Origin of the sequence: Pseudomonas sp. Au-Pse12 (assembly GCF_021341665.1) — a bacterium.
Classification (GTDB): domain Bacteria; phylum Pseudomonadota; class Gammaproteobacteria; order Pseudomonadales; family Pseudomonadaceae; genus Aquipseudomonas.
This window is the reverse complement of sequence record NZ_JAJTTH010000011.1, coordinates 126,520-145,675: the sequence shown is the minus strand read 5'-3', so window position 1 is coordinate 145,675 and position 19,156 is coordinate 126,520. Positions and strand designations below refer to the sequence as shown.

Here is a 19,156-nt window from a genome sequence, read left to right as displayed (position 1 = left end):
CAGCGACGGAAAAGCCTTATAGAACGGAGATTTAGGAGACTTTAAGGAGAGGTCACGAGAATTCGGATGGTGTTCCAGAGCATCAACTTCTGACAGCTCAATAAGCTGCAGCGCGAAGTTAAAGTAATTTATTAAGAGTAAGATTTTTTCGGTATTACAAAAACGCTTCTGCTATTGATTCAAGCAGGGAGGGAAAAGGTGGAGAGTCGATCTGTAAGCCGGGTTCTGTCGAGGACAGTCATTCCTCTACGATGGCCATCACTGGACATCTTTAGCAACCTACCCGGTTCCAGCGCGGGCCACGCCTTGGAACCCTATTTGGTCTTGCTCCGAGTGGGGTTTACCTAGCCACGAACTGTTACCAGACGTGCGGTGCGCTCTTACCGCACCTTTTCACCCTTACCGGCACCGAAGTGCTTAGGCGGTTATTTTCTGTGGCACTTTCCGTAGGCTCACGCCCCCCAGGCATTACCTGGCACTCCGCCCTATGGAGCCCGGACTTTCCTCCCCCCTCTAATTTTCATAGAGGGCAGCGACTGTCCAATCGACTCTCCGCCGCGCAGGTTAACGGCAGAGCGAACGAAGAACAAGCGCTAAAAGCCTTTGGCCACCCTGCTACGCAATTTATTGTTCTTTCTGTTTATTCAAGGCCACCTGATACAGCACATTCTTGCGCTCACCCGTGATTTCAGCCGCCAAAGCAGCAGCCCGTTTCAGCGGCATTTCCTTGAGCAACAGGTCAAGGATACGCATCGACTCACTACTGATCGCCTCATCACTTTCCGGCGCGGTCCACCCCGCGACCAGCACCACACACTCGCCACGCTGCTGATTGCTGTCGGACTCGACGAACTGACGCAACTCGGAAAGCGGCAACCCCTTGAGGGTTTCAAAGGTCTTGGTCAGCTCCCGAGCCAACAATGCCGGCCGCTCACCACCGAATACCGACTCCATGTCCTGCAGACATTCAAGAATACGATGCGGCGCCTCATAGAAAATCAGCGTACGCGGCTCTTCCTTGACCGCTTCCAGCCGAGCCCGACGCCCAACCGCCTTGGCAGGCAGAAAGCCCTCGAAGATAAATCGATCCGAAGGCAATCCCGCTGCCGACAAGGCGGCGATCAGTGCACAGGCTCCAGGCACGGGAACTACATTGATACCTGCCGCCCGAGCCTGGCGCACCAGGTGATAACCCGGATCGGAAATCAATGGAGTACCCGCATCGGAGATCAAGGCAACGTTATCCCCTGCCAACAGGCGAGTAATGAAGCGACTGCCCTCATCACGCTCATTGTGCTCATGACAGGCCGCCAAAGGCGTGGAAATACCAAAGTGCTGCATCAGTCGCTGGGAGTGCCGAGTGTCTTCGGCAGCGATCAATGACACCTCACGCAACAACTTCAAGGCCCGGGCGCTGATATCGTCCAGGTTGCCGATGGGCGTCGCCACCACATAAAGCGAGCCAGCAGCGGAATTCAAAGGACCTGGAGCAGTCAAAGCGCACACCTCTTGATCGACAAAAGCGCCATTGTAGCGCGTTGAAGCATTCTCAATACGCCTGGCGACCAGCTACTACCGCACTCCTTTGCGACCTTTTAGACCCCAAAGCAACATTTGCTTGAGCTAAATCGACGGTTTATCGCCAGTAACATCGCACCCCAGCCAGCGCTTGGGTACAATTCCACGCTCATTTGATCGAGTATCAGGAACACTTACATGATCGCTTGCCTGCGGCTGTTTCTTGCCCTCTGCCTGGCTACCCTTTTGGTGGCTTGCGCCAGCTCGCCCTCTTCCAGCCTTGGCGAACTTCCACGGACACCGGATGCCAGTATCGAGCAACTGCTCGAACAGGCCGCCACCAGCAAAACCCCGGAAAAAGCAGCGTTGCTGCGCCTGAGCGCTGCCGACATGGCGTATCGCCAAGGCAATGCCGGACGCGCCGGACAGATCCTGCAGCAAGTGCAGCTGGATCAACTCAAACCTGCCCAGCAGATCTTTGCCAGCACCCTCTCTGCCGAGCTGGCCATGGTCCGCAACCAGCCGAAAGCTGCGCTCAGCGCATTGAGCCACCCAAGCCTGCAGCACCTGGGCGAACTACCGGCAGCACAACAGATTCGCACCGGCAGCGTTCATGCTCGCGCGCTGGAAGCCGACGGCCAGACCCTGGCTGCCGCTAAAGAGCGAATCACCCTTGCCCCACTATTGAAAGATGATGCAGCCGCCAAAAACCACGAAGCTATCTGGGCTCTAATTGCCGCCCTGCCTACCGACCAACTGCAGCCCGCCGGCAACGACGATCTCGCGGGCTGGATGAACCTGGCCCTGGCAGTCAAGACTGCTGGCACCCTGGAACAGCAGCAAGCAGCCATCGATAACTGGCGCGCACAGAATCCAAAACACCCTGCCGCCATCCAACTGCCGCAGCCCCTGGTCAAGCTCAAGGAACTGGCCAGCCAGCCAGTCTCGAAGATCGCTTTGCTGCTGCCACAGGACGGCCCTCTGGCCTCGGTTTCCAAAGCCCTGCGCGAAGGCTTCATGGCTGCTCACTATCAGGCCCAGCAAGCCGGGCAGAAGCCGCCCAGCATCGAGTTCTATGACAGCTCGCGCCTAAGCTCCCTGGATGACTTCTATCGCAAAGCCCAGGCTGCCGGTGTGCAACTGGTGGTTGGCCCACTGGAAAAGCCCCTGGTCAAGCAACTTGCCGCACGCCCGCAACTGCCGATCACCACCCTGGCGCTGAACTACAGCGAAGGCGAACAAGGCCCTGCGCAACTGTTCCAATTTGGCCTGGCAGCCGAGGACGAAGCTCGCGAGGTTTCTCGTCGCGCCCGCGCCGATGGCCTGCACCGCGCCGCCGCCCTGGTTCCAAAAGGCGAGTGGGGTGATCGCGTACTCAAGGCCTTCCGCCAGGACTGGGAAGCCAACGGTGGCAGCGTGATTGGTATCGAGCGCGTTGATCAGCCAGTTGCCCTGGCCCAGCAGATTGCCGACCTGTTCAAGCTGCGCCAGAGCGAAGGTCGCGCCAAGAGCCTGCAGAGCACGGTAGGCACCCAGGTTGCCGCACAGCCATCGCGCCGCCAGGACATCGAATTCATTTTCCTCGCCTCCACCCCGCAACAGGCACAGCAGATCAAGCCGACACTGAACTTCCAGTACGCTGGCGACGTTCCGGTCTATGCCACTTCCAACGTGTTCAGCGCCAGTGGCGACCAGAATCAGTACAACGACATGAACGGCGTGATGTTCTGCGAAACCCCTTGGCTGCTGGATGCCAACAGCCCACTGCGCCGCCAGGTCACCGCACAATGGCCGCAAGCCGGCGGCAGCCTCGGGCGCCTGTACGCAATGGGCGTTGACGCCTACCGCCTGGCGCCACGCCTGGGCCAACTCAAGGCTCTGCCAGACAGCCGAATCGAAGGCGAATCCGGCAGCCTGGGCATGGCTCCAGGGCAGCGCATCGAGCGCCAACTACCATGGGCCAAGTTCGTCGGCGGTCAGGTGACCCGACTGCCAGATACGCCACGCTAATGCCACAAGGATCAAGCCAGCACAGTGGACGAGATGCCGAAAGCCAAGCGCTCCGGCATCTCCAGCAGCAAGGACTGCGCCTTCTGGCGCAGAACTGGCTGTGCAAACGCGGCGAGCTTGATCTGGTCATGCTTGACGGCGATACAGTAGTATTCGTCGAAGTCCGCTACAGAAAACACACGCAATGGGGTGGCGCACTGGACAGTATTGATGGGCGCAAGCGTCAAAAACTGATCCTTGCCGCACAGTTTTTCCTGCAAAGCGAATCACGCTGGTCCAATCACCCCTGCCGTTTCGACGTGGTCGCCATTGACGGCGCCTCGGGTGCAGAAGCCCGCTTGAACTGGCTACGCAATGCCTTTGATAGCTGAAAGAAGCCCTCAGGCCGCACCCTTTTTCACTCAACTTTTTTGCTCTTTGCTTTGCGGGCTGCACATTTACGTGCCACCAAGCCGCGCCACTTAAGGTCACACAGATGGACATGCAATCCCGAATTCGCCAGCTTTTTCAGGCCAGTATCGACACCAAGCAACAGGCGATGGACGTACTTGCACCGCACATCGAGCAAGCCAGCCAGGTCATGGTCAACGCCCTGCTCAATGAGGGCAAAATGCTCTCCTGCGGCAATGGCGGCTCTGCCGGCGACGCCCAGCATTTTTCCTCCGAACTGCTGAACCGTTTCGAACGCGAGCGCCCGAGCCTGCCGGCCATTGCCCTGACCACCGACAGCTCAACCATCACCTCGATCGCCAATGACTACAGCTACAACGAAGTCTTCTCCAAACAGATCCGCGCCCTGGGCCAGCCCGGCGATGTGTTGCTGGCCATTTCCACCAGCGGCAACTCTGCAAACATTATTCAAGCGATCCAGGCCGCACATGATCGCGAAATGATTGTCGTAGCATTGACCGGCCGTGACGGTGGGGGCATGGCCTCCTTGCTACTACCTGAAGATGTCGAGATTCGCGTACCGGCCACCGTCACTGCACGCATTCAAGAAGTCCACCTGCTGGCGATCCATTGCCTCTGCGATCTGATCGACAGCCAATTGTTCGGGAGTGAAGAATGACCCCTAATCGCCTTGGCCTCCTGGCCTTGACCTTGTGCCTGAGCATCACTGGTTGCAGCTCAGTGATTACCGCCACCCGCGACAAGCCCATTGATGATGACCGCGGCACCCGCACCTTTGGCAGCAAGATCGACGACTCACTGATCGAGACCAAAGTCGCCGTCAACGTAGCCAAAGCCAGCCCGGACCTGGAAAACAACTCGCACATCGTCGTCACCAGCTTCAACGGCATCGTCCTGCTGGCTGGCCAGACACCCCGCCCGGACCTCAAGGCCATGGCCGAACAGGCCGCCAGTGAAGTGCAGCGCGTCAAGAAGGTGCACAACGAACTGCAGGTACTGCCACCGTCCGGCTTCCTGGCTCGCCAGAACGATGGCTGGCTGACCACCAAGATCAAGACCCAGATGCTCGCCGACGCCAACGTGCCTGCTTCGCGGATCAAGGTAGTGACTGAAAATGGCATCGTTTACTTGCTGGGCCTGCTGACCCAACAGGAAGCCGCCCAAGCCACCAACGTGGTACAGAGCGTTTCCGGGGTACAGAAAATCGTCAAATTGTTCGAGTACATCGACTGACGATCAGCTGCCAGAGACAAAAAAGGCGATCCGTTGGATCGCCTTTTTTATTACTTGACCACTTTCAAGCTGGGCCGGCCACTGGGGCGCGGCGGCTCACTATCCGGTGGCGGCAGGTCGTCATCCGGCTCGATGTCGTCCTCTTCATCCAGAGGCGACTCCAGATCGAAAACCATGCCCTGGCCATTCTCACGCGCATAGATCCCCAGGATCGCCGCAACCGGCACATGCAGGCTATGAGGCACACCACCGAAGCGCCCTTCAAAGGTCACCACGTCGTTATCCATATGCAAATGACGCACAGCACTGGGAGAAATATTCAGGACGATCTGCCCATCACTGGCAAACCCCTGGGGCACCTGCACCGCTGGGTAGTCGGAATTGACCAGCATGTGCGGGGTGCAATCGTTGTCCACAATCCACTCGTAGAGCGCGCGGACCAGATAAGGTCGACTGGAGTTCATAGCGGCTCCTTAAGCCTCAGCGCATATCGCGTTCGACGCCAGACAAACTCGCCTGGAAAGCCTCACGCGCAAATTGGCGTTCCATATAATCAAGCAGCGGCTTGGCCTGCCGCGGCAGTTCGATACCCAGGATCGGCAATCTCCAGAGTATGGGCAGTAGGCAGCAGTCCACCAGACTTTGTTCCTCACTGAGGAAGAATGGCTTGTCGGCAAACAACGGAGAAACCCCCGTCAAGCTTTCGCGCAGTTCCTTACGCGCCTGCACTCGTGCAGCTTCCTTGGTCCGCGAATCAAGAATCAGATCCACTTGCCCACACCAGTCACGCTGGATTCGATGCATCAGCAAACGACTGTTGGCTCGCGCGACAGGATAGACCGGCAGCAATGGCGGATGTGGATAACGCTCATCCAGGTACTCCATCACCACTGTCGACTCCCACAACGCCAAGTCGCGATCGACCAGCGTAGGCAAGCTCCCATAAGGATTCACTTCGATCAGCTTCGGCGGCTGACGCCCCGCCTCCACACTGATGATCTCGGCGCTGACACCCTTTTCCGCAAGCACAATGCGCACCCGGTGGGAATAGTGGTCGGCGGGGTCGGAGTAACAGGCCAACCGATTGGTCACGCCCATGGCGATCCTCCTCGCTTGTTGAAATTATCGGAAGCAGAAAAAACAAGCGCGCCCTCAGGGCGCCTCTGGTAACCCCCGAATGATACAGGGTTGTTACAGTTTCAGAGACGCCCTTGGGCGCGCACGCTCAACAACTGACGCTTAAAAAGCTATCAGTGCACATCCTTCCAGTATTCGCGCTTGAGCAGATAGGCGAACACGAAGAAGAAGGCCAGGTACAGCAGTACGTAAGTACCGATGCGCTGGTGCTGCAGTTTCACCGGGTTGGCCGAGTAAGCCAGGAAGGTCACCAGATTCTTGACCTTCTCGTCGAACTGCGCCTCGTTGAGGCTACCGGTGTTTTCCTTGACGGTCAGTTGATCGCATGCCTCATGAGTCAGCGGCGTACCGGTCAACGGATCATATTGCTTCTTGCCGTCTTCGACGATCTGCACCTGCTTACAGCCGACCACCTGGCGCCCCTGCAGGCCGACCAGAACGTTAGGCATGCCCACATTCGGGAACACCTTGTTGTTCACACCCCAAGGGCGCGCCGGATCCTCGTAGAAGGACTTGAGGTAGCCATAGAGCCAGTCAGTACCACGAACACGAGCCACCAGAGTCAGGTCAGGTGGCGCTGCACCGAACCAGGTCTTGGCATCCGCAGGCTGCATACCGATGCTCATGTGGTCACCGATCTTGGCACCGGTGAATACCAGCTTGCTCAACATCAGGTCGTGAGGAATGCCCAAGTCATCGGCAACCCGCTCATAACGCTGGAACTTGGCGCTGTGGCAGCCCATGCAGTAGTTGGCAAAAGTACGCGCGCCGTCTTGCAGGGCAGCCTTGTCGGACAGGTCGATATCAACCTTCTCCAATTCAGGACCAGCGGTATTCGCGAAAGACAACACAGGCATAGCAGCAAGAATCAGTACAGCAAATAGCTTTTTCATCAGCCAGTCACCCTTTCCGGAACCGGTTTGGTCTTCTCGAGCCTGGTATAGAACGGCATCAGAATGAAGTAGGCGAAGTACAGGAAGGTACATACCTGCGACAACAGCGTACGGCCTGGAGTTGGCGCCAACACACCCAGCACACCCAGGATCACGAACGAGATGCAGAACACTAGCAACCAGATCTTGCTCAGCAAGCCTTTGTAGCGCATGGACTTGACCGGACTACGGTCGAGCCAAGGCAGTACGAACAGGACCGCAATTGCAGCGCCCATGGCGATAACACCCAAGAGCTTGTCTGGCACCGCACGCAGGATCGCGTAGAACGGTGTGAAGTACCAAACTGGAGCAATGTGCTCGGGGGTCTTGAACGGGTTGGCTTGCTCGAAGTTCGGCTTCTCAAGGAAGTAACCGCCCATTTCCGGGAAGAAGAACACGATCGAGCAGAAGATGAACAGGAACACCACTACGCCGACGATATCCTTCACGGTGTAGTAAGGGTGGAAAGGAATACCATCCAGCGGGATGCCGTTCTCGTCCTTGTTCTTCTTGATATCGACGCCATCCGGGTTGTTCGAACCCACTTCGTGCAACGCCAGGATGTGCAGCACCACCAGACCGAGAATCACGATCGGCAGGGCTACCACGTGCAGGGCGAAGAAGCGGTTCAGGGTAATCCCGGAAATCAGGTAGTCGCCACGGATCCACTGAGTCAGGTCGTCACCAATAACGGGGATCGCACCGAACAGCGAAATGATCACCTGGGCACCCCAGTAGGACATCTGGCCCCAAGGCAGCAGGTAGCCCATGAAGGCCTCAGCCATCAGCGCCAAGTAGATCAGCATGCCGAACAGCCACACCAGCTCACGCGGCTTCTGATACGAACCGTAGAGCAAACCACGGAACATGTGCAGATAGACCACGATGAAGAACGCCGAAGCGCCGGTGGAGTGCAGCAGACGCAAGATCGCGCCGTACTCGACGTCGCGCATGATGTATTCAACGGAAGCAAAGGCCTCTTCCGCCGAAGGGGTGTAGCTCATGGTCAGCCAGACACCGGTAACGATCTGGTTAACCAGAACCAGCAGTGCCAGGGAGCCAAAGAAATAGAAGAAGTTGAAGTTCTTCGGAGCGTAATACTTGCTGAGATGGTCTTCCCACATCTTGGTCGCGGGGAAGCGCGCATCAACCCAATCCATGAACTTGCTCATCACGCTTTCTCCGTGTCGACGCCAATGACGATGATGTCATCCGACTCATAGGAATGCGGGGGTACTGGCAGGTTCAGGGGCGCAGGCTGCGCCTTGTAGACGCGACCAGCCAGATCGTAGTGGGAGCCGTGGCAAGGGCAGAAATAGCCACCTACCCAGTCCTTGCCCAGATCCGCAGGCGCCACCTCAGGACGGAAGGTCGGAGAACAGCCCAGGTGGGTGCAGATACCGATCAGCAGCAGGATCTCTGGCTTGATCGAACGCACTTCCGGGTCGACGTAGGTTGGTTGTACTGAGTTCTTGGAGTCAGGGTCAGACAGCTGGCCCTCGATCTTTTTAAGATTCCCCAGGATTTCCTCGGTACGGCGGACGATGAATACCGGTTGACCACGCCACTCAGCAATCATCTGCTGACCTGGATCGATCTTGCTGATATTCACCTTCACCGGTGCACCTGCGGCTTTCGCCTTGGCACTGGGAAACCATGACCCCACGAACGGGACCGCAGCCCCCACCGCTCCAGCAGCACCCACCACGGATGTGGCTGCTACTAGGAAGCGACGCCGGCCTGCATTCACGCCGTCATTGCTCATTCAGTCCTCTCCCATCAGCTTTGTGGCCTGTTAAATCAGGCATCTACTAAGTAAAAATCTGAACTTATAAAAATTTTGCCGAATGGTAATGAAAAGCCCCTATTCTGACAAGGTAATTACCAAGCCGACCTGGCCCGAAGCCTTGTAGTATAGGGCCTCCGTGGATGTGGCAAGTTGTCACAGAGCAAATTTTAGACAATAAAAAACGCCCAGCTCCAAAAGGAGGCTGGGCGTTTTTTTGAACGCAGTAGCGAATTAACGCTTGGAGTATTGCGGACGCTTACGCGCTTTACGCAGACCCACTTTCTTACGTTCAACTTCACGTGCGTCACGGGTTACGAAACCAGCTTTACGCAGAGCGCTGCGCAGAGTTTCGTCGTAATCCATCAGAGCGCGAGTGATACCGTGGCGGATTGCGCCAGCTTGACCACTTACACCGCCGCCGATAACGGTGACGTAGATATCGAACTTCTCAACGGTCTCGGTCAGCTCCAGCGGCTGACGAACTACCATGCGGGCAGTTTCGCGGCCGAAGAAGTTATCCAGGGAGCGGTTGTTGATCGAGATGTTGCCAGTGCCCGGACGCAGGAAAACGCGTGCGGTTGCAGTCTTGCGACGGCCAGTGCCGTAATTTTGAGTCGCCGACATAATGAACTATTCCGTTAAATCTTCAGTTCTTGGGGCTGCTGAGCAGTATGAGGGTGTGCAGCGCCCGCATAGACTTTCAGCTTACGGTACATGTCGCGACCCAGCGGGTTCTTAGGCAGCATGCCTTTTACCGCGGTCTCGATCACGCGCTCAGGGGCTTTTGCGATCAGCTTTTCGAAGTTGATCGACTTGATGCCGCCCGGGAAACCGGAGTGGGAGTAGTACATTTTGTCAGTGGTTTTAGCGCCAGTAACACGTACCTGCTCGGCATTGATCACGACGATGTAGTCGCCGGTGTCAACGTGAGGAGTGTACTCAGGCTTGTGCTTGCCACGCAGACGGCTCGCGATTTCGGTGGCCAGACGACCCAGGGTCTGACCAGCAGCGTCGACGACGAACCAGTCGCGCTTTACTGTTTCCGGTTTAGCAGTAAAAGTTTTCATTCTTTATAGCCTCAGGGGCCGCCCAGCAAAATAGACGGCGGATCTTACTGAATAGTGCTTACTTTGACAAGGTCAAAGGCAGCCGGACACAGACGCTATCGGGGGCTCGGGTCAGCGCGTCTGATATACGGCAAGATTCTTCGGCAGGCGGCGCATCACTTCCACTGCAGAAAGAGCTGCCGAATTATGCAGATTGCGAAAAAAAATTCAACCTGCTTTTATGATTGTTTTGCCAAGGGAGTACCCGATGGACTACCGCCAGCTAGGCCGAACCGATCTGAATGTGAGTGCGATTTGCCTGGGTACCATGACTTGGGGCGAGCAGAATACCGAGGCAGAGGCCTTCGCTCAGATCGAGCGAGCCAAGAGCGCCGGAATCAACTTCATCGACACCGCCGAAATGTACCCGGTGCCGCCCAAGGCCGAAACCTACGCCACCACCGAGCGCTATATAGGCAACTGGTTCAAGCAACGCGGCGACCGCGCCGACTGGATCCTGGCCAGCAAGATCGCCGGCCCAGGCAACACCATCGACTACATCCGCGACAAACACCTCAAGCACAACCGCAAACACATAGTCGAAGCCGTGGATGCCAGCCTCAAGCGCCTGCAGACCGACTGGATCGACCTTTATCAGTTGCACTGGCCCGAGCGCAGCACCAACTTCTTCGGTCAACTGGGCTACAAGCACCAGGCCGACGAAGACTTCACCCCTCTGGAAGAAACCCTCGAAGCCCTGGACGAGCAAGTCAAGGCCGGCAAGATCCGCCATATCGGCCTGTCCAATGAAACGCCATGGGGCACCATGAAGTTCCTCGCACTGGCGCAAAGCCGTGGCTGGCCTCGCGCGGTGTCGATCCAGAACCCCTACAACCTGCTCAACCGCAGTTTTGAAGTGGGCCTGGCGGAAATTGCCATTCGCGAACAATGTGGCCTGCTGGCCTACTCCCCACTGGCCTTTGGCTACCTGTCTGGCAAATACGAAGGTGGCGCCCGGCCAGCCAAGGCTCGACTAAGCCTCTATAGCCGCTTCAGCCGCTACTTCAACCCCCAATCGGAAGCGGCCTGCAGCCGTTACGTAGCCCTGGCACGCGAACATGGCCTGGACCCGGCGCAGATGGCCCTGGCCTTCGTCAACCAGCAACCGTTCGTGACCAGCAACATCATCGGTGCAACCACCCTGGAACAGCTGGATAGCAACATCGCCAGCGCCGAATTGAAATTGTCGGAAGAGCTCCTGGCCGGGATCGAGGCGATTCATAAGGACCACCCCAACCCCGCCCCTTGAACACGTCAGGAGCGGGCTCGCCGGCGAATGCGCGCTGTTCATTCGCCGGCAGCCGACTTCTAGAGTGAACGAGCGATGATTTCCTTCATGATCTCGTTGGTCCCGGCGTAGATGCGCTGCACTCGGGCATCCGCCCAGGCACGGGCTATCGGATACTCCCACATGAAGCCGTAGCCACCGTGCAACTGCACACACTCATCGAGAACCTTGCACTGCAGATCGGTCCCCCAGTACTTGGCCATTGCCGCCGTTGGCACATCGAGCTTGCCTTGCAGGTGCAGCTCCAGGCAGCGATCGACAAACACCCGGCCAATCTGGATTTGCGTGGCCATCTCCGCCAGCTTGAAACGGGTGTTCTGGAAATCGGCAATCGCCTTGCCGAAAGCCTTGCGCTCACGCGTGTACTCCAGGGTCCATTGCAACGCTGCCTCAGCACTGGCCAAGCCGCCGATGGCGACGGTGAGGCGCTCCTGGGGCAACTCCTGCATCAAATAGGCGAAGCCCATGCCAGCCTGCCCCAGCAGGTTTTCCTTGGGCACCCGCACATCCTGGAAGAACAGCTCCGAAGTGTCCTGGGCCTTCATCCCGACTTTCTCCAGGCGCTTGCCCTTGGAGAACCCAGGCGTGTCGGCCTCCACGAGGAACAAGCTGGTGCCCTTGGCGCCGGCCTTGGGATCGGTCTTGGCCACCACAATCACCAGGTCCGCCAGATAGCCGTTGGTAATAAAGGTCTTGGAGCCGTTGATCACATATTCGTCGCCATCGAGCACCGCCGTGGTCTTCACCCCTTGCAGGTCGGAGCCGGCACCCGGCTCGGTCATGGCGATGGCTGTCACCCTCTCCCCCGACACCAGACGGGGTAGGTATTTGTGCTTCAGCGCCTCACTGCCGTAATGCAGGATGTAGGGCGCAACAATGTCCGAATGCAGAGAAAAACCTATGCCCGTCAGCCCCAGCCGGCCGATCTCCTCGATCACCACCGCACTGTAGAGAAAATCCGCACCCAGGCCGCCGTACTCCTCGGGAATGTGTGAACACAGCATCCCCGCCTCCCCGGCCTTGTTCCACAACTGGCGGTCGATATAGCCCTGTTTTTCCCACTCACCATGGAAAGGCACAGCCTCTTTTTCAAGGAACGTACGCACGCTGTCACGGAAGAGTTCGTGCTCGGAACTGAACAAGGTTCTAGGGATCATGCAGGCACCTGTGATGTTTATTGATCATGGGTTGGCTGCCAGAGCCTAAGGCCAGCCACCTGCACAGGACACTGGACACATCCGACAAAAAATAAGACGATCCAGCCGTCTGGTGACCACTTTCCCCTATAAGAACAATTGAATTATGTCTAACCAAACCTCCACGCCCTTGCGGCGCGTCAGCATCCTGGCTATCGACCGGGTTTTCGCCTCCACCCTCATGCAAGCCAAGGATTTCTTCCATCTGGCCAGCCTGCGCTATGGCAAACAACTGGGCCAAGGCCTGACCCCGGCCTTCGAAACCCGCCTGGTCAGTCCCGATGGCCAGCCGGTTTGCAGCTTCAGCAACGTGATCATGCCGGTGGACGGCCCGCTGGAAGACACAGACGTGATCATCCTCCCGGCGTTCTGGGACGACTTCGACACCCTGTGCCAGCGTTATCCACAGATACTGCCCTGGCTGCGTGCCCAGCACGCCCGCGGTGCCGTGCTCTGCGGCGAGGCCACCGGCGTGTTCTGGCTGGCCGAAGCCGGGCTGCTCAACGGCAAGGAAGCCACCACCTACTGGCGCTTCTTCAGCGCCTTCAGCGAACGCTTCCCCCAGGTCCAGCTCAATCAGGACAAACACCTGACCGACGCCGACAACCTCTATTGCGCCGGCGGCACTACCTCGGCCTGCGACCTGTACATTTACCTGATCGAACGCTTCTGTGGGGCCAACGTGGCCCAGGCCGTGGCCCGGGACATCCTCTATGAAGTGCAGCGCAGCTACGCTCCCGGACGCATCGGCTTCGGCGGCCAGAAACTGCACCAGGACGTCATCATCCTGCAGATCCAGCATTGGCTTGAAGAGCACTTCGCCGACAAGTTCCGCTTCGAAGACGTGGCCCGCGAGCATGGCATGAGCATTCGCAACTTCATGCGCCGGTTCCAGACCGCCACCGGCGACAAGCCCTTGCATTACCTGCAACGCCTGCGCATCGAAACCGCCAAGGGCCTGCTCTCGGGAACACGCAAGAGCATCAAGACCATCAGCTACGAAGTCGGCTACGACGACGCCAGCTTCTTCGCCCGACTTTTCCGCCAGCACACCGAGCTTTCTCCCAACCAGTACCGCCAACAGTTCCAGCAACAGGCGGCATAAAAAAAGGGCCTGCAATGCAGGCCCTTTTTTATTGGGTGACGATTACGGCTTGTGCGCCCGCGCCAGGAACTCGTGGGACTGCATCTCCAGCAGACGGCTGAGGGTACGCTGGAACTCGAACGTCAGACGACCACCGGTATAGAGGTCCTTGAGCTCAACCTCGGCGGAAATGATCAGTTTGACGTTACGGTCGTAGAACTCGTCGACCATGTTGATGAAGCGCCGGGCGATGTCGTCGGTGGCGACGCTCATCTGCTCCACGCCACTGAGCAACACGGCATGAAAGATCTTGCCCAGTTCGATGTAGTCGTTCTGGCTGCGAGGACCGTCGCACAGCTCACGGAAATCGAACCAGGCCACATCATCACACGTACGCAGCGCGCGGATCTCACGGTTTTCGATGATCAACACATCGTTTTCCACCGACTGAGTGCACTCTGGCGTCAGCGCGCGGAAGCTCTTGCGCAAACTTTCATGAGCCGCCTCGTCCAGCGGATAGTGAAACAGTTCGGCCTGTTCCAGATGCCGCAGACGATAGTCGACACCGCTGTCGACGTTGACGATCTCGGTGTTCTGCTTGATCAGGGCAATCGCCGGCAGGAACCGCGCACGCTGCAAGCCGTCCTTGTACAAGCCGTCCGGAACGATGTTCGAGGTGGCGACCAGGGTCACGCCATTCTTGAACAGTTCCTCCATCAGAGTGCCGAGAATCATCGCGTCGGTAATGTCAGACACGAAGAATTCATCGAAGCAGATCACCCGCGCCTCTTGCGAGAAGCGCTTGGCGATGATGGTCAGCGGATTCTTCTCGCCGCCCAGGGTTTTCATTTCTTCGTGTACGCGCTTCATGAAACGGTGAAAGTGCGTGCGTACCTTTTCCTTGAATGGCAAGGCTTCGAAGAAGGTATCCACCAGATAAGTCTTGCCGCGCCCCACTCCGCCCCAGAAGTACAGGCCCTTGACCGGCACCTGATCCTTCTTGCCAAAGAGCTTGCCGAGCAGGCCCGGCTTGTTTTGCTCGGCCGCGATCAGATCGTCATACAGGCGCTGCAAATGACGCACAGCCGTTTCCTGTGCCGCGTCATGAAAGAAATCCGGGCGTTTCAGATCTGCTTGGTATCGTTCTAGGGGCGTCATAATTCGTTAGCAAGGCAACAAAAACGGGCCGTCACTTTAGCGACGGCCCTGGGGAATGGCAATCAGCCCTTGGTCGGGAAGATTCCGATTAGTCCTGCGCTGGGGTCAGGGCAATCCGCAATGCATCGACAGCAGCGTCACGCGCAGCAGCATCGGCAAAGTCCGGACTATCGGCCACACAAGCACCGTCCAGCCAGACGCTGAAGGCATTGGCCTCAGTACGCAGGTCCAGCGCCTGGCCCGACTGCAACTGCTTGGTTACAGCACCCGCGGCCTTGCCGTCAGCGAAGTTGCGCGACAGCAGCAATTGCTCCCCATCGGCGGACAGCAAACGGAAGCGGAAGCTGCCATCGTCCTCGCGGAAGCTGATGAAGCGGGCAGCCTTGGCGGCTTTCTTCTTGGTCGCGGCCGCCACCTGTACCTGAGCGGCAAACGAACGCAGGCCCACCGCCTCACGCAGTTCGCCGAGGAACGGCGTGGCCACGGCCCGGGCCTTGACGGCGCCGGCACGCAGAATGTCTTCCAGGTCCGACGGGCGCGCGATCAGTTGGTGATAACGCTCGCGCGCTTCGCCCAACTCGGCATCCAGCAATTGGAACAGGCGGTTCTTGGCCTCGCCCCAACCCAGGCCCTGGAGCAGTTCGCCGCGGAACTCGGCAGCTTGCGCCGGAGTCGAGAACGCCTGGAACAAGGTGAACAAATGAGAGTTGTCCGGATCCTTGGCCTCGCCTGGCGCCTTGGAGTCGGTGACGATCCGCGAGATCGCGTCCTTCATATCCTTGGCACTGGTGAACAGCGGGATGGTGTTGTCGTAGCTCTTGGACATCTTGCGACCGTCCAGGCCAGGCAGAGTGGCGACACTTTCCTCGATCAGCGCCTCGGGCATGGTGAAGAACTCCTTGCCCTGGCCGAACAGGTGGTTGAAGCGCTGACCGATGTCCCGGGCCATTTCCACGTGCTGGATCTGATCTCGCCCCACCGGCACCTTGTGCGCGTTGAACATCAGAATGTCTGCCGCCATCAGCACCGGGTAGCTATACAGGCCCATGGTAATGCCGGCATCCGGGTCTTCACCGGCTTCGACGTTCTTGTCGACCGAGGCTTTATAGGCATGGGCACGGTTGAGCAGGCCCTTGGCCGCCACGCAGGTCAGCAACCAGGTCAGCTCGGGGATTTCCGGAATGTCCGACTGGCGATAGAAGGTCACGCGCTCCACATCCAGGCCACCGGCCAGCCAGGTGGCGGCGATTTCCTGGCGCGAACGCTGGATACGCAGCGGGTCATCGCACTTGATCAGCGCGTGGTAGTCGGCCAGAAAGTAGAAGGAATCGGCATTGCTGTCGCGGCTGGCGACGATCGCCGGACGAATCGCACCGGCATAGTTGCCCAGGTGCGGGGTGCCGGTGGTGGTGATGCCGGTGAGGATACGCGTACGAGTAGTCATGGGTAATCGCTTATCAGACTGCTATCAATTCGAGAGTCGCGGCAGTACCAGATCTTTCAGATCGGTGAGCTTGCCATGAAAAAAGTGCCCGCATTCTGCCACTTTCAGCAGCTCATGGGGGCGAACAAGCGCAGCGGACCAGTCGTAGACCGCCTGGGGGTCAATGACCTCATCGGTTTCCGGCTGGATCAGGGTCAGCGGGCAGCTCTGCGGCAGCAGGTCGCTTTCACGCAGGCGAGTGACCGCCGCAGCCACCATGAACAGGTGCTTGAGCGATACGCCCTGGGCTTCCAGGCGTCCGCCCAGGCTGGCCGCGACAAAGCCGCCGAAGGAGAACCCCAGCAGGGTCAGAGGCAGGTCCGGGTGCTGGGCCTGCAACCACTGCGCAGCCGCCTGGGCATCATCGACTTCGCCGCTGCCCATGTCGTGGCTGCCTTCACTGGCCCCCACGCCGCGATAGTTGAAGCGCAGGGTGATCAGCCCGGCATCCCGCGCAGTACGCTGCAGGGTGGATACCACTTTATTGAGCATGGTGCCGCCCTGCACCGGATTGGGGTGACAGATCAACGCCACGCCACGCGCATCTGGCACCGGCAGATACAGGGCTTCCAGTTGGCCCACCGGGCCGGCAATCACTACAGGGGTTTCACGCATAAGCAAGGAAGGAACTCCGTGACCTCGAAGGGGGTCGACTCGTCTAGCAAATGGTCTGTGCCAATCTATTGCGAGTGAATCGCGGTATACAGCGCAGGTTCGAGCCGTTAACGTAAAGCAAAGCCGTTTATAGAGGAAGGACTCGTGGAACACTCGCTCTTAGTTTGGTTGTTGCCGACTCTTGCCCTGGTCGCGGGTGTCGCCATTGGATTCCTGGTTGCTCGCCTGCTGCCCAATGCCGCGCCTAACCGCACGCAGCGTCAGTTGGATGATATTCAGGAACGTTTCGACAATTATCAGAATGAAGTGGTGACGCACTTCAACAGCACCGCAACCCTGGTCAAGAAGCTTACCCAGAGCTATCAGGAAGTGCAGGATCATCTCGCCGAGGGTGCCAACCGCCTGGCCCTGGACGAACTGACCCGCCAGCGCCTGCTGGCCGCCCTGCACTCGGAGTCGGTACAGGCTCCACGCGAACGCCTGACACCGCCACGGGATCAGGAACCGCCGCGGGACTACGCGCCGAAGACACCGAACGCCCCCGGCATGCTCGACGAACACTATGGCCTGAAGAAGTAATTCGCCTCAGCCATTAAAAAGCCCGCCCGATCTGCATCGGGCGGGCTTTTTTTGTGCCTGGGGTTGAGCCAGGCCGATCAGGGGTACTGTCAGTACTGCTGACCTTGCTGCTGGTAGGGCTGCTGATACTGCTGGTTCGGTTGCTGATACTGCTGGCCCGGAATCGCCTTGAGGTTGACCTCCACCCGACGGTTCTGCGCACGGCCATTGACGTCGGCGTTGCTGGCGATCGGATTATCCGGACCGGCACCACGAGCGGACAGGTTGGCGCCGCTGACACCCTGGGAGGTCAGGTAGGTCGCCACGCTCTGGGCACGACGCTGGGACAGATCCATGTTGTGCTGGCGACTGCCGGTACTGTCGGTGTAGCCGACGATCTCGATCTGGTTCTGGTTGAACTCACGCAGCGAGTTGGCCAGGTTGTTCAGTGGTTGGTAGAAGCTTGGCGCGATATTCGCCGAGTCGGTGGCGAAGGTGATGTTACCCGGCATGATCAGTTTGATCTGATCACCCTGGCGCTGCACCTCAACCCCGGTGTTGGCCATGCTGGCGCGCAGCTTCTTCTCCTGCTGGTCAGCGTAGTAGCCATAACCTGCGGCGGAAGCACCGACCACGGCGGCCCCGATCAAGGCGCCTTTGCCACGGTTGTTATGGTCGATGGCAGCACCGGCCAGCGCACCGGCCAGGGCTCCCAGGCCACCGTATTTAGCGGTTTTACTCATGCCCGACGAGCCGCCGTCGGCCTGCCCCTGATTGTCATAGGGATTAGGCGAAGCGCAGCCGGACAACAAGGCCACAGCAGTAGCGACAACAATCAAACGACGCGAGGTGAACATGGAAAGCTCCTACATTTTGCATTCTGTGGTGCAGCGGACGTTGGCAACAGACCTTTGCTGGCGTTGGAACACGCAGAACGGCAAAAATTCCGTGAGCCGCCGAGCAAATAGTCAGGCTCTCACAAACGGGTTCTGACGCATCTCATCACCCAACCGGGTGTCTGGACCGTGCCCGGCAACCACTGTGGCGTCTTCGTCCAGGGTATAAAGACGCTGCTTGATCGAGCGCACCAGAGTGGCCTGGTCGCCACCCCACAAATCCGTGCGCCCCACTCCGCGCTTGAACAGCGTGTCGCCGGCAATCAGAAGCTTAGCTTCAGAAAACCAAAAGCTCATGGAACCTGGAGTATGCCCAGGCGTGTGCAAGGCCACGCCGCAACCGCAGGCCAGTTCCTCATCGTCCCCCAGCCAGCGATCCGGTGACGGTACCGGGGTGTAGGGCACGCCGAACATGCTGCACTGCATCTCCAGGTTGTCCCATAGAAACTGGTCGTCCTTGTGCAGGTGCAGGGTGGCGCCGGTTTTCTCCTTCATCTGCCCGGAGGCCAGGAAATGATCCAGGTGTGCATGAGTGTGAATGATGCTGACCACCTTCAGCCCCAGGGCATCGAGCCGAGCCATGATCAGGTCGGGATTGCCCCCCGGATCGACGACTATGGCCTTTTTGGTCAGCGGGTCGCCGATGATCGTGCAGTTGCACTGCAAGGGGCCGACGGGGAAGGTTTCGCGGATGATTGCGGGTTTTGCGCTATTCATGAAGGGTCCTGAAAGGCTGATGCCA

21 protein-coding genes and 1 other RNA gene are annotated in these 19,156 nt (G+C 58.5%); 7 read left to right on the top strand and 15 right to left on the bottom strand.

Translation table 11 applies throughout. From position 1 onward, the window contains the following. Positions 1-198: 198 nt before the first annotated feature. Both rnpB and rsmI read right to left on the bottom strand, forming a co-directional pair. Positions 199-552, bottom strand: an RNA gene (gene rnpB / locus LXM55_RS26700) — RNase P RNA component class A. Between the two features lie 72 nt (positions 553-624). Next, a complete protein-coding gene (rsmI, locus tag LXM55_RS26695) occupies positions 625-1,497 on the bottom strand; it encodes a 16S rRNA (cytidine(1402)-2'-O)-methyltransferase (protein WP_233323144.1) in 873 nt (290 codons plus the stop codon). Between the two features lie 219 nt (positions 1,498-1,716). On the opposite strand from rsmI, the gene LXM55_RS26690 reads away from it, so the two are divergent. From LXM55_RS26690 to LXM55_RS26675, 4 genes are all read left to right on the top strand, one after another. Then, positions 1,717-3,528 carry a penicillin-binding protein activator gene (locus LXM55_RS26690; protein ID WP_233323143.1) on the top strand — a complete coding sequence of 604 codons (1,812 nt, stop codon included), beginning with the start codon at positions 1,717-1,719 and terminating at the stop codon, positions 3,526-3,528. Next, complete coding sequence (locus tag LXM55_RS26685) at positions 3,528-3,899, top strand: YraN family protein (RefSeq protein ID WP_233323142.1); 372 nt, start codon at positions 3,528-3,530, stop codon at positions 3,897-3,899. Before LXM55_RS26690 ends, LXM55_RS26685 begins: the two co-directional genes overlap by 1 nt. A 104-nt stretch (positions 3,900-4,003) precedes the next feature. Then, positions 4,004-4,597, top strand: a complete 594-nt coding sequence (locus LXM55_RS26680) for a phosphoheptose isomerase (protein WP_015636934.1) — start codon at positions 4,004-4,006, stop codon at positions 4,595-4,597. After that, positions 4,594-5,172 (top strand): BON domain-containing protein, encoded by a 579-nt coding sequence (locus tag LXM55_RS26675; protein ID WP_233323141.1) that lies wholly within the window; start codon positions 4,594-4,596, stop codon positions 5,170-5,172. Before LXM55_RS26680 ends, LXM55_RS26675 begins: the two co-directional genes overlap by 4 nt. A 50-nt stretch (positions 5,173-5,222) precedes the next feature. On the opposite strand, the gene LXM55_RS26670 is transcribed toward LXM55_RS26675, so the two are convergent. From LXM55_RS26670 to rplM, 7 genes are all read right to left on the bottom strand, one after another. Further along, a complete protein-coding gene (locus LXM55_RS26670) occupies positions 5,223-5,636 on the bottom strand; it encodes a ClpXP protease specificity-enhancing factor (RefSeq protein ID WP_233323140.1) in 414 nt (137 codons plus the stop codon). A 16-nt stretch (positions 5,637-5,652) separates the two neighbouring features. After that, complete coding sequence (locus LXM55_RS26665; protein ID WP_233323139.1) at positions 5,653-6,270, bottom strand: glutathione S-transferase N-terminal domain-containing protein; 618 nt, start codon at positions 6,268-6,270, stop codon at positions 5,653-5,655. A gap of 152 nt (positions 6,271-6,422) precedes the next feature. Further along, on the bottom strand, positions 6,423-7,202 hold the full coding sequence (locus LXM55_RS26660) for a cytochrome c1 (protein ID WP_233323138.1): 780 nt from the start codon (positions 7,200-7,202) through the stop codon (positions 6,423-6,425). After that, positions 7,202-8,413, bottom strand: coding sequence for a cytochrome b (locus tag LXM55_RS26655; protein WP_233323137.1), 1,212 nt, complete (start codon positions 8,411-8,413; stop codon positions 7,202-7,204). Before LXM55_RS26655 ends, LXM55_RS26660 begins: the two co-directional genes overlap by 1 nt. Continuing rightward, on the bottom strand, positions 8,413-9,006 hold the full coding sequence (gene petA, locus LXM55_RS26650; protein ID WP_047306018.1) for a ubiquinol-cytochrome c reductase iron-sulfur subunit: 594 nt from the start codon (positions 9,004-9,006) through the stop codon (positions 8,413-8,415). Before petA ends, LXM55_RS26655 begins: the two co-directional genes overlap by 1 nt. Positions 9,007-9,261: 255 nt before the next feature. Next, the gene (gene rpsI, locus LXM55_RS26645) at positions 9,262-9,654 is read right to left on the bottom strand and encodes a 30S ribosomal protein S9 (protein WP_003228056.1); all 393 of its coding nucleotides are present in this window, start codon (positions 9,652-9,654) and stop codon (positions 9,262-9,264) included. A gap of 14 nt (positions 9,655-9,668) precedes the next feature. Further along, the gene (gene rplM, locus LXM55_RS26640; RefSeq protein ID WP_007928449.1) at positions 9,669-10,097 is read right to left on the bottom strand and encodes a 50S ribosomal protein L13; all 429 of its coding nucleotides are present in this window, start codon (positions 10,095-10,097) and stop codon (positions 9,669-9,671) included. A 247-nt stretch (positions 10,098-10,344) separates the two neighbouring features. Between rplM and LXM55_RS26635 the strand changes: the two genes are divergently transcribed. Beyond that, positions 10,345-11,385 (top strand): NADP(H)-dependent aldo-keto reductase, encoded by a 1,041-nt coding sequence (locus tag LXM55_RS26635; RefSeq protein ID WP_233323136.1) that lies wholly within the window; start codon positions 10,345-10,347, stop codon positions 11,383-11,385. Positions 11,386-11,444: 59 nt separating this feature from the next. Here LXM55_RS26635 and LXM55_RS26630 read toward each other — a convergent pair whose 3' ends face one another. Continuing rightward, positions 11,445-12,581, bottom strand: coding sequence for an acyl-CoA dehydrogenase family protein (locus tag LXM55_RS26630; RefSeq protein ID WP_233323135.1), 1,137 nt, complete (start codon positions 12,579-12,581; stop codon positions 11,445-11,447). A gap of 244 nt (positions 12,582-12,825) precedes the next feature. On the opposite strand from LXM55_RS26630, the gene LXM55_RS26625 reads away from it, so the two are divergent. After that, complete coding sequence (locus LXM55_RS26625) at positions 12,826-13,725, top strand: GlxA family transcriptional regulator (protein ID WP_233323206.1); 900 nt, start codon at positions 12,826-12,828, stop codon at positions 13,723-13,725. Between the two features lie 42 nt (positions 13,726-13,767). On the opposite strand, the gene zapE is transcribed toward LXM55_RS26625, so the two are convergent. The 3 genes from zapE to LXM55_RS26610 all read right to left on the bottom strand — a co-directional run bounded on the left by zapE (position 13,768) and on the right by LXM55_RS26610 (position 16,960). After that, positions 13,768-14,862 (bottom strand): cell division protein ZapE, encoded by a 1,095-nt coding sequence (gene zapE, locus LXM55_RS26620; protein WP_233323134.1) that lies wholly within the window; start codon positions 14,860-14,862, stop codon positions 13,768-13,770. 88 nt (positions 14,863-14,950) lie between these two features. Beyond that, complete coding sequence (locus tag LXM55_RS26615; RefSeq protein WP_233323133.1) at positions 14,951-16,306, bottom strand: tryptophan--tRNA ligase; 1,356 nt, start codon at positions 16,304-16,306, stop codon at positions 14,951-14,953. A 24-nt stretch (positions 16,307-16,330) separates the two neighbouring features. Beyond that, positions 16,331-16,960 carry an alpha/beta hydrolase gene (locus tag LXM55_RS26610; protein WP_233323205.1) on the bottom strand — a complete coding sequence of 210 codons (630 nt, stop codon included), beginning with the start codon at positions 16,958-16,960 and terminating at the stop codon, positions 16,331-16,333. Between the two features lie 144 nt (positions 16,961-17,104). On the opposite strand from LXM55_RS26610, the gene LXM55_RS26605 reads away from it, so the two are divergent. Next, positions 17,105-17,539, top strand: coding sequence for a YhcB family protein (locus LXM55_RS26605; RefSeq protein WP_060840980.1), 435 nt, complete (start codon positions 17,105-17,107; stop codon positions 17,537-17,539). An 89-nt stretch (positions 17,540-17,628) separates the two neighbouring features. On the opposite strand, the gene LXM55_RS26600 is transcribed toward LXM55_RS26605, so the two are convergent. Together LXM55_RS26600 and LXM55_RS26595 are read right to left on the bottom strand one after the other, a co-directional pair. Then, positions 17,629-18,375: an OmpA family protein gene (locus LXM55_RS26600; protein WP_233323132.1), complete on the bottom strand. Its 747-nt coding sequence runs from the start codon at positions 18,373-18,375 to the stop codon at positions 17,629-17,631. Positions 18,376-18,486: 111 nt separating this feature from the next. Further along, positions 18,487-19,131, bottom strand: a complete 645-nt coding sequence (locus LXM55_RS26595; protein WP_233323131.1) for an MBL fold metallo-hydrolase — start codon at positions 19,129-19,131, stop codon at positions 18,487-18,489. Between the last annotated feature and the right edge of the window lie 25 nt (positions 19,132-19,156).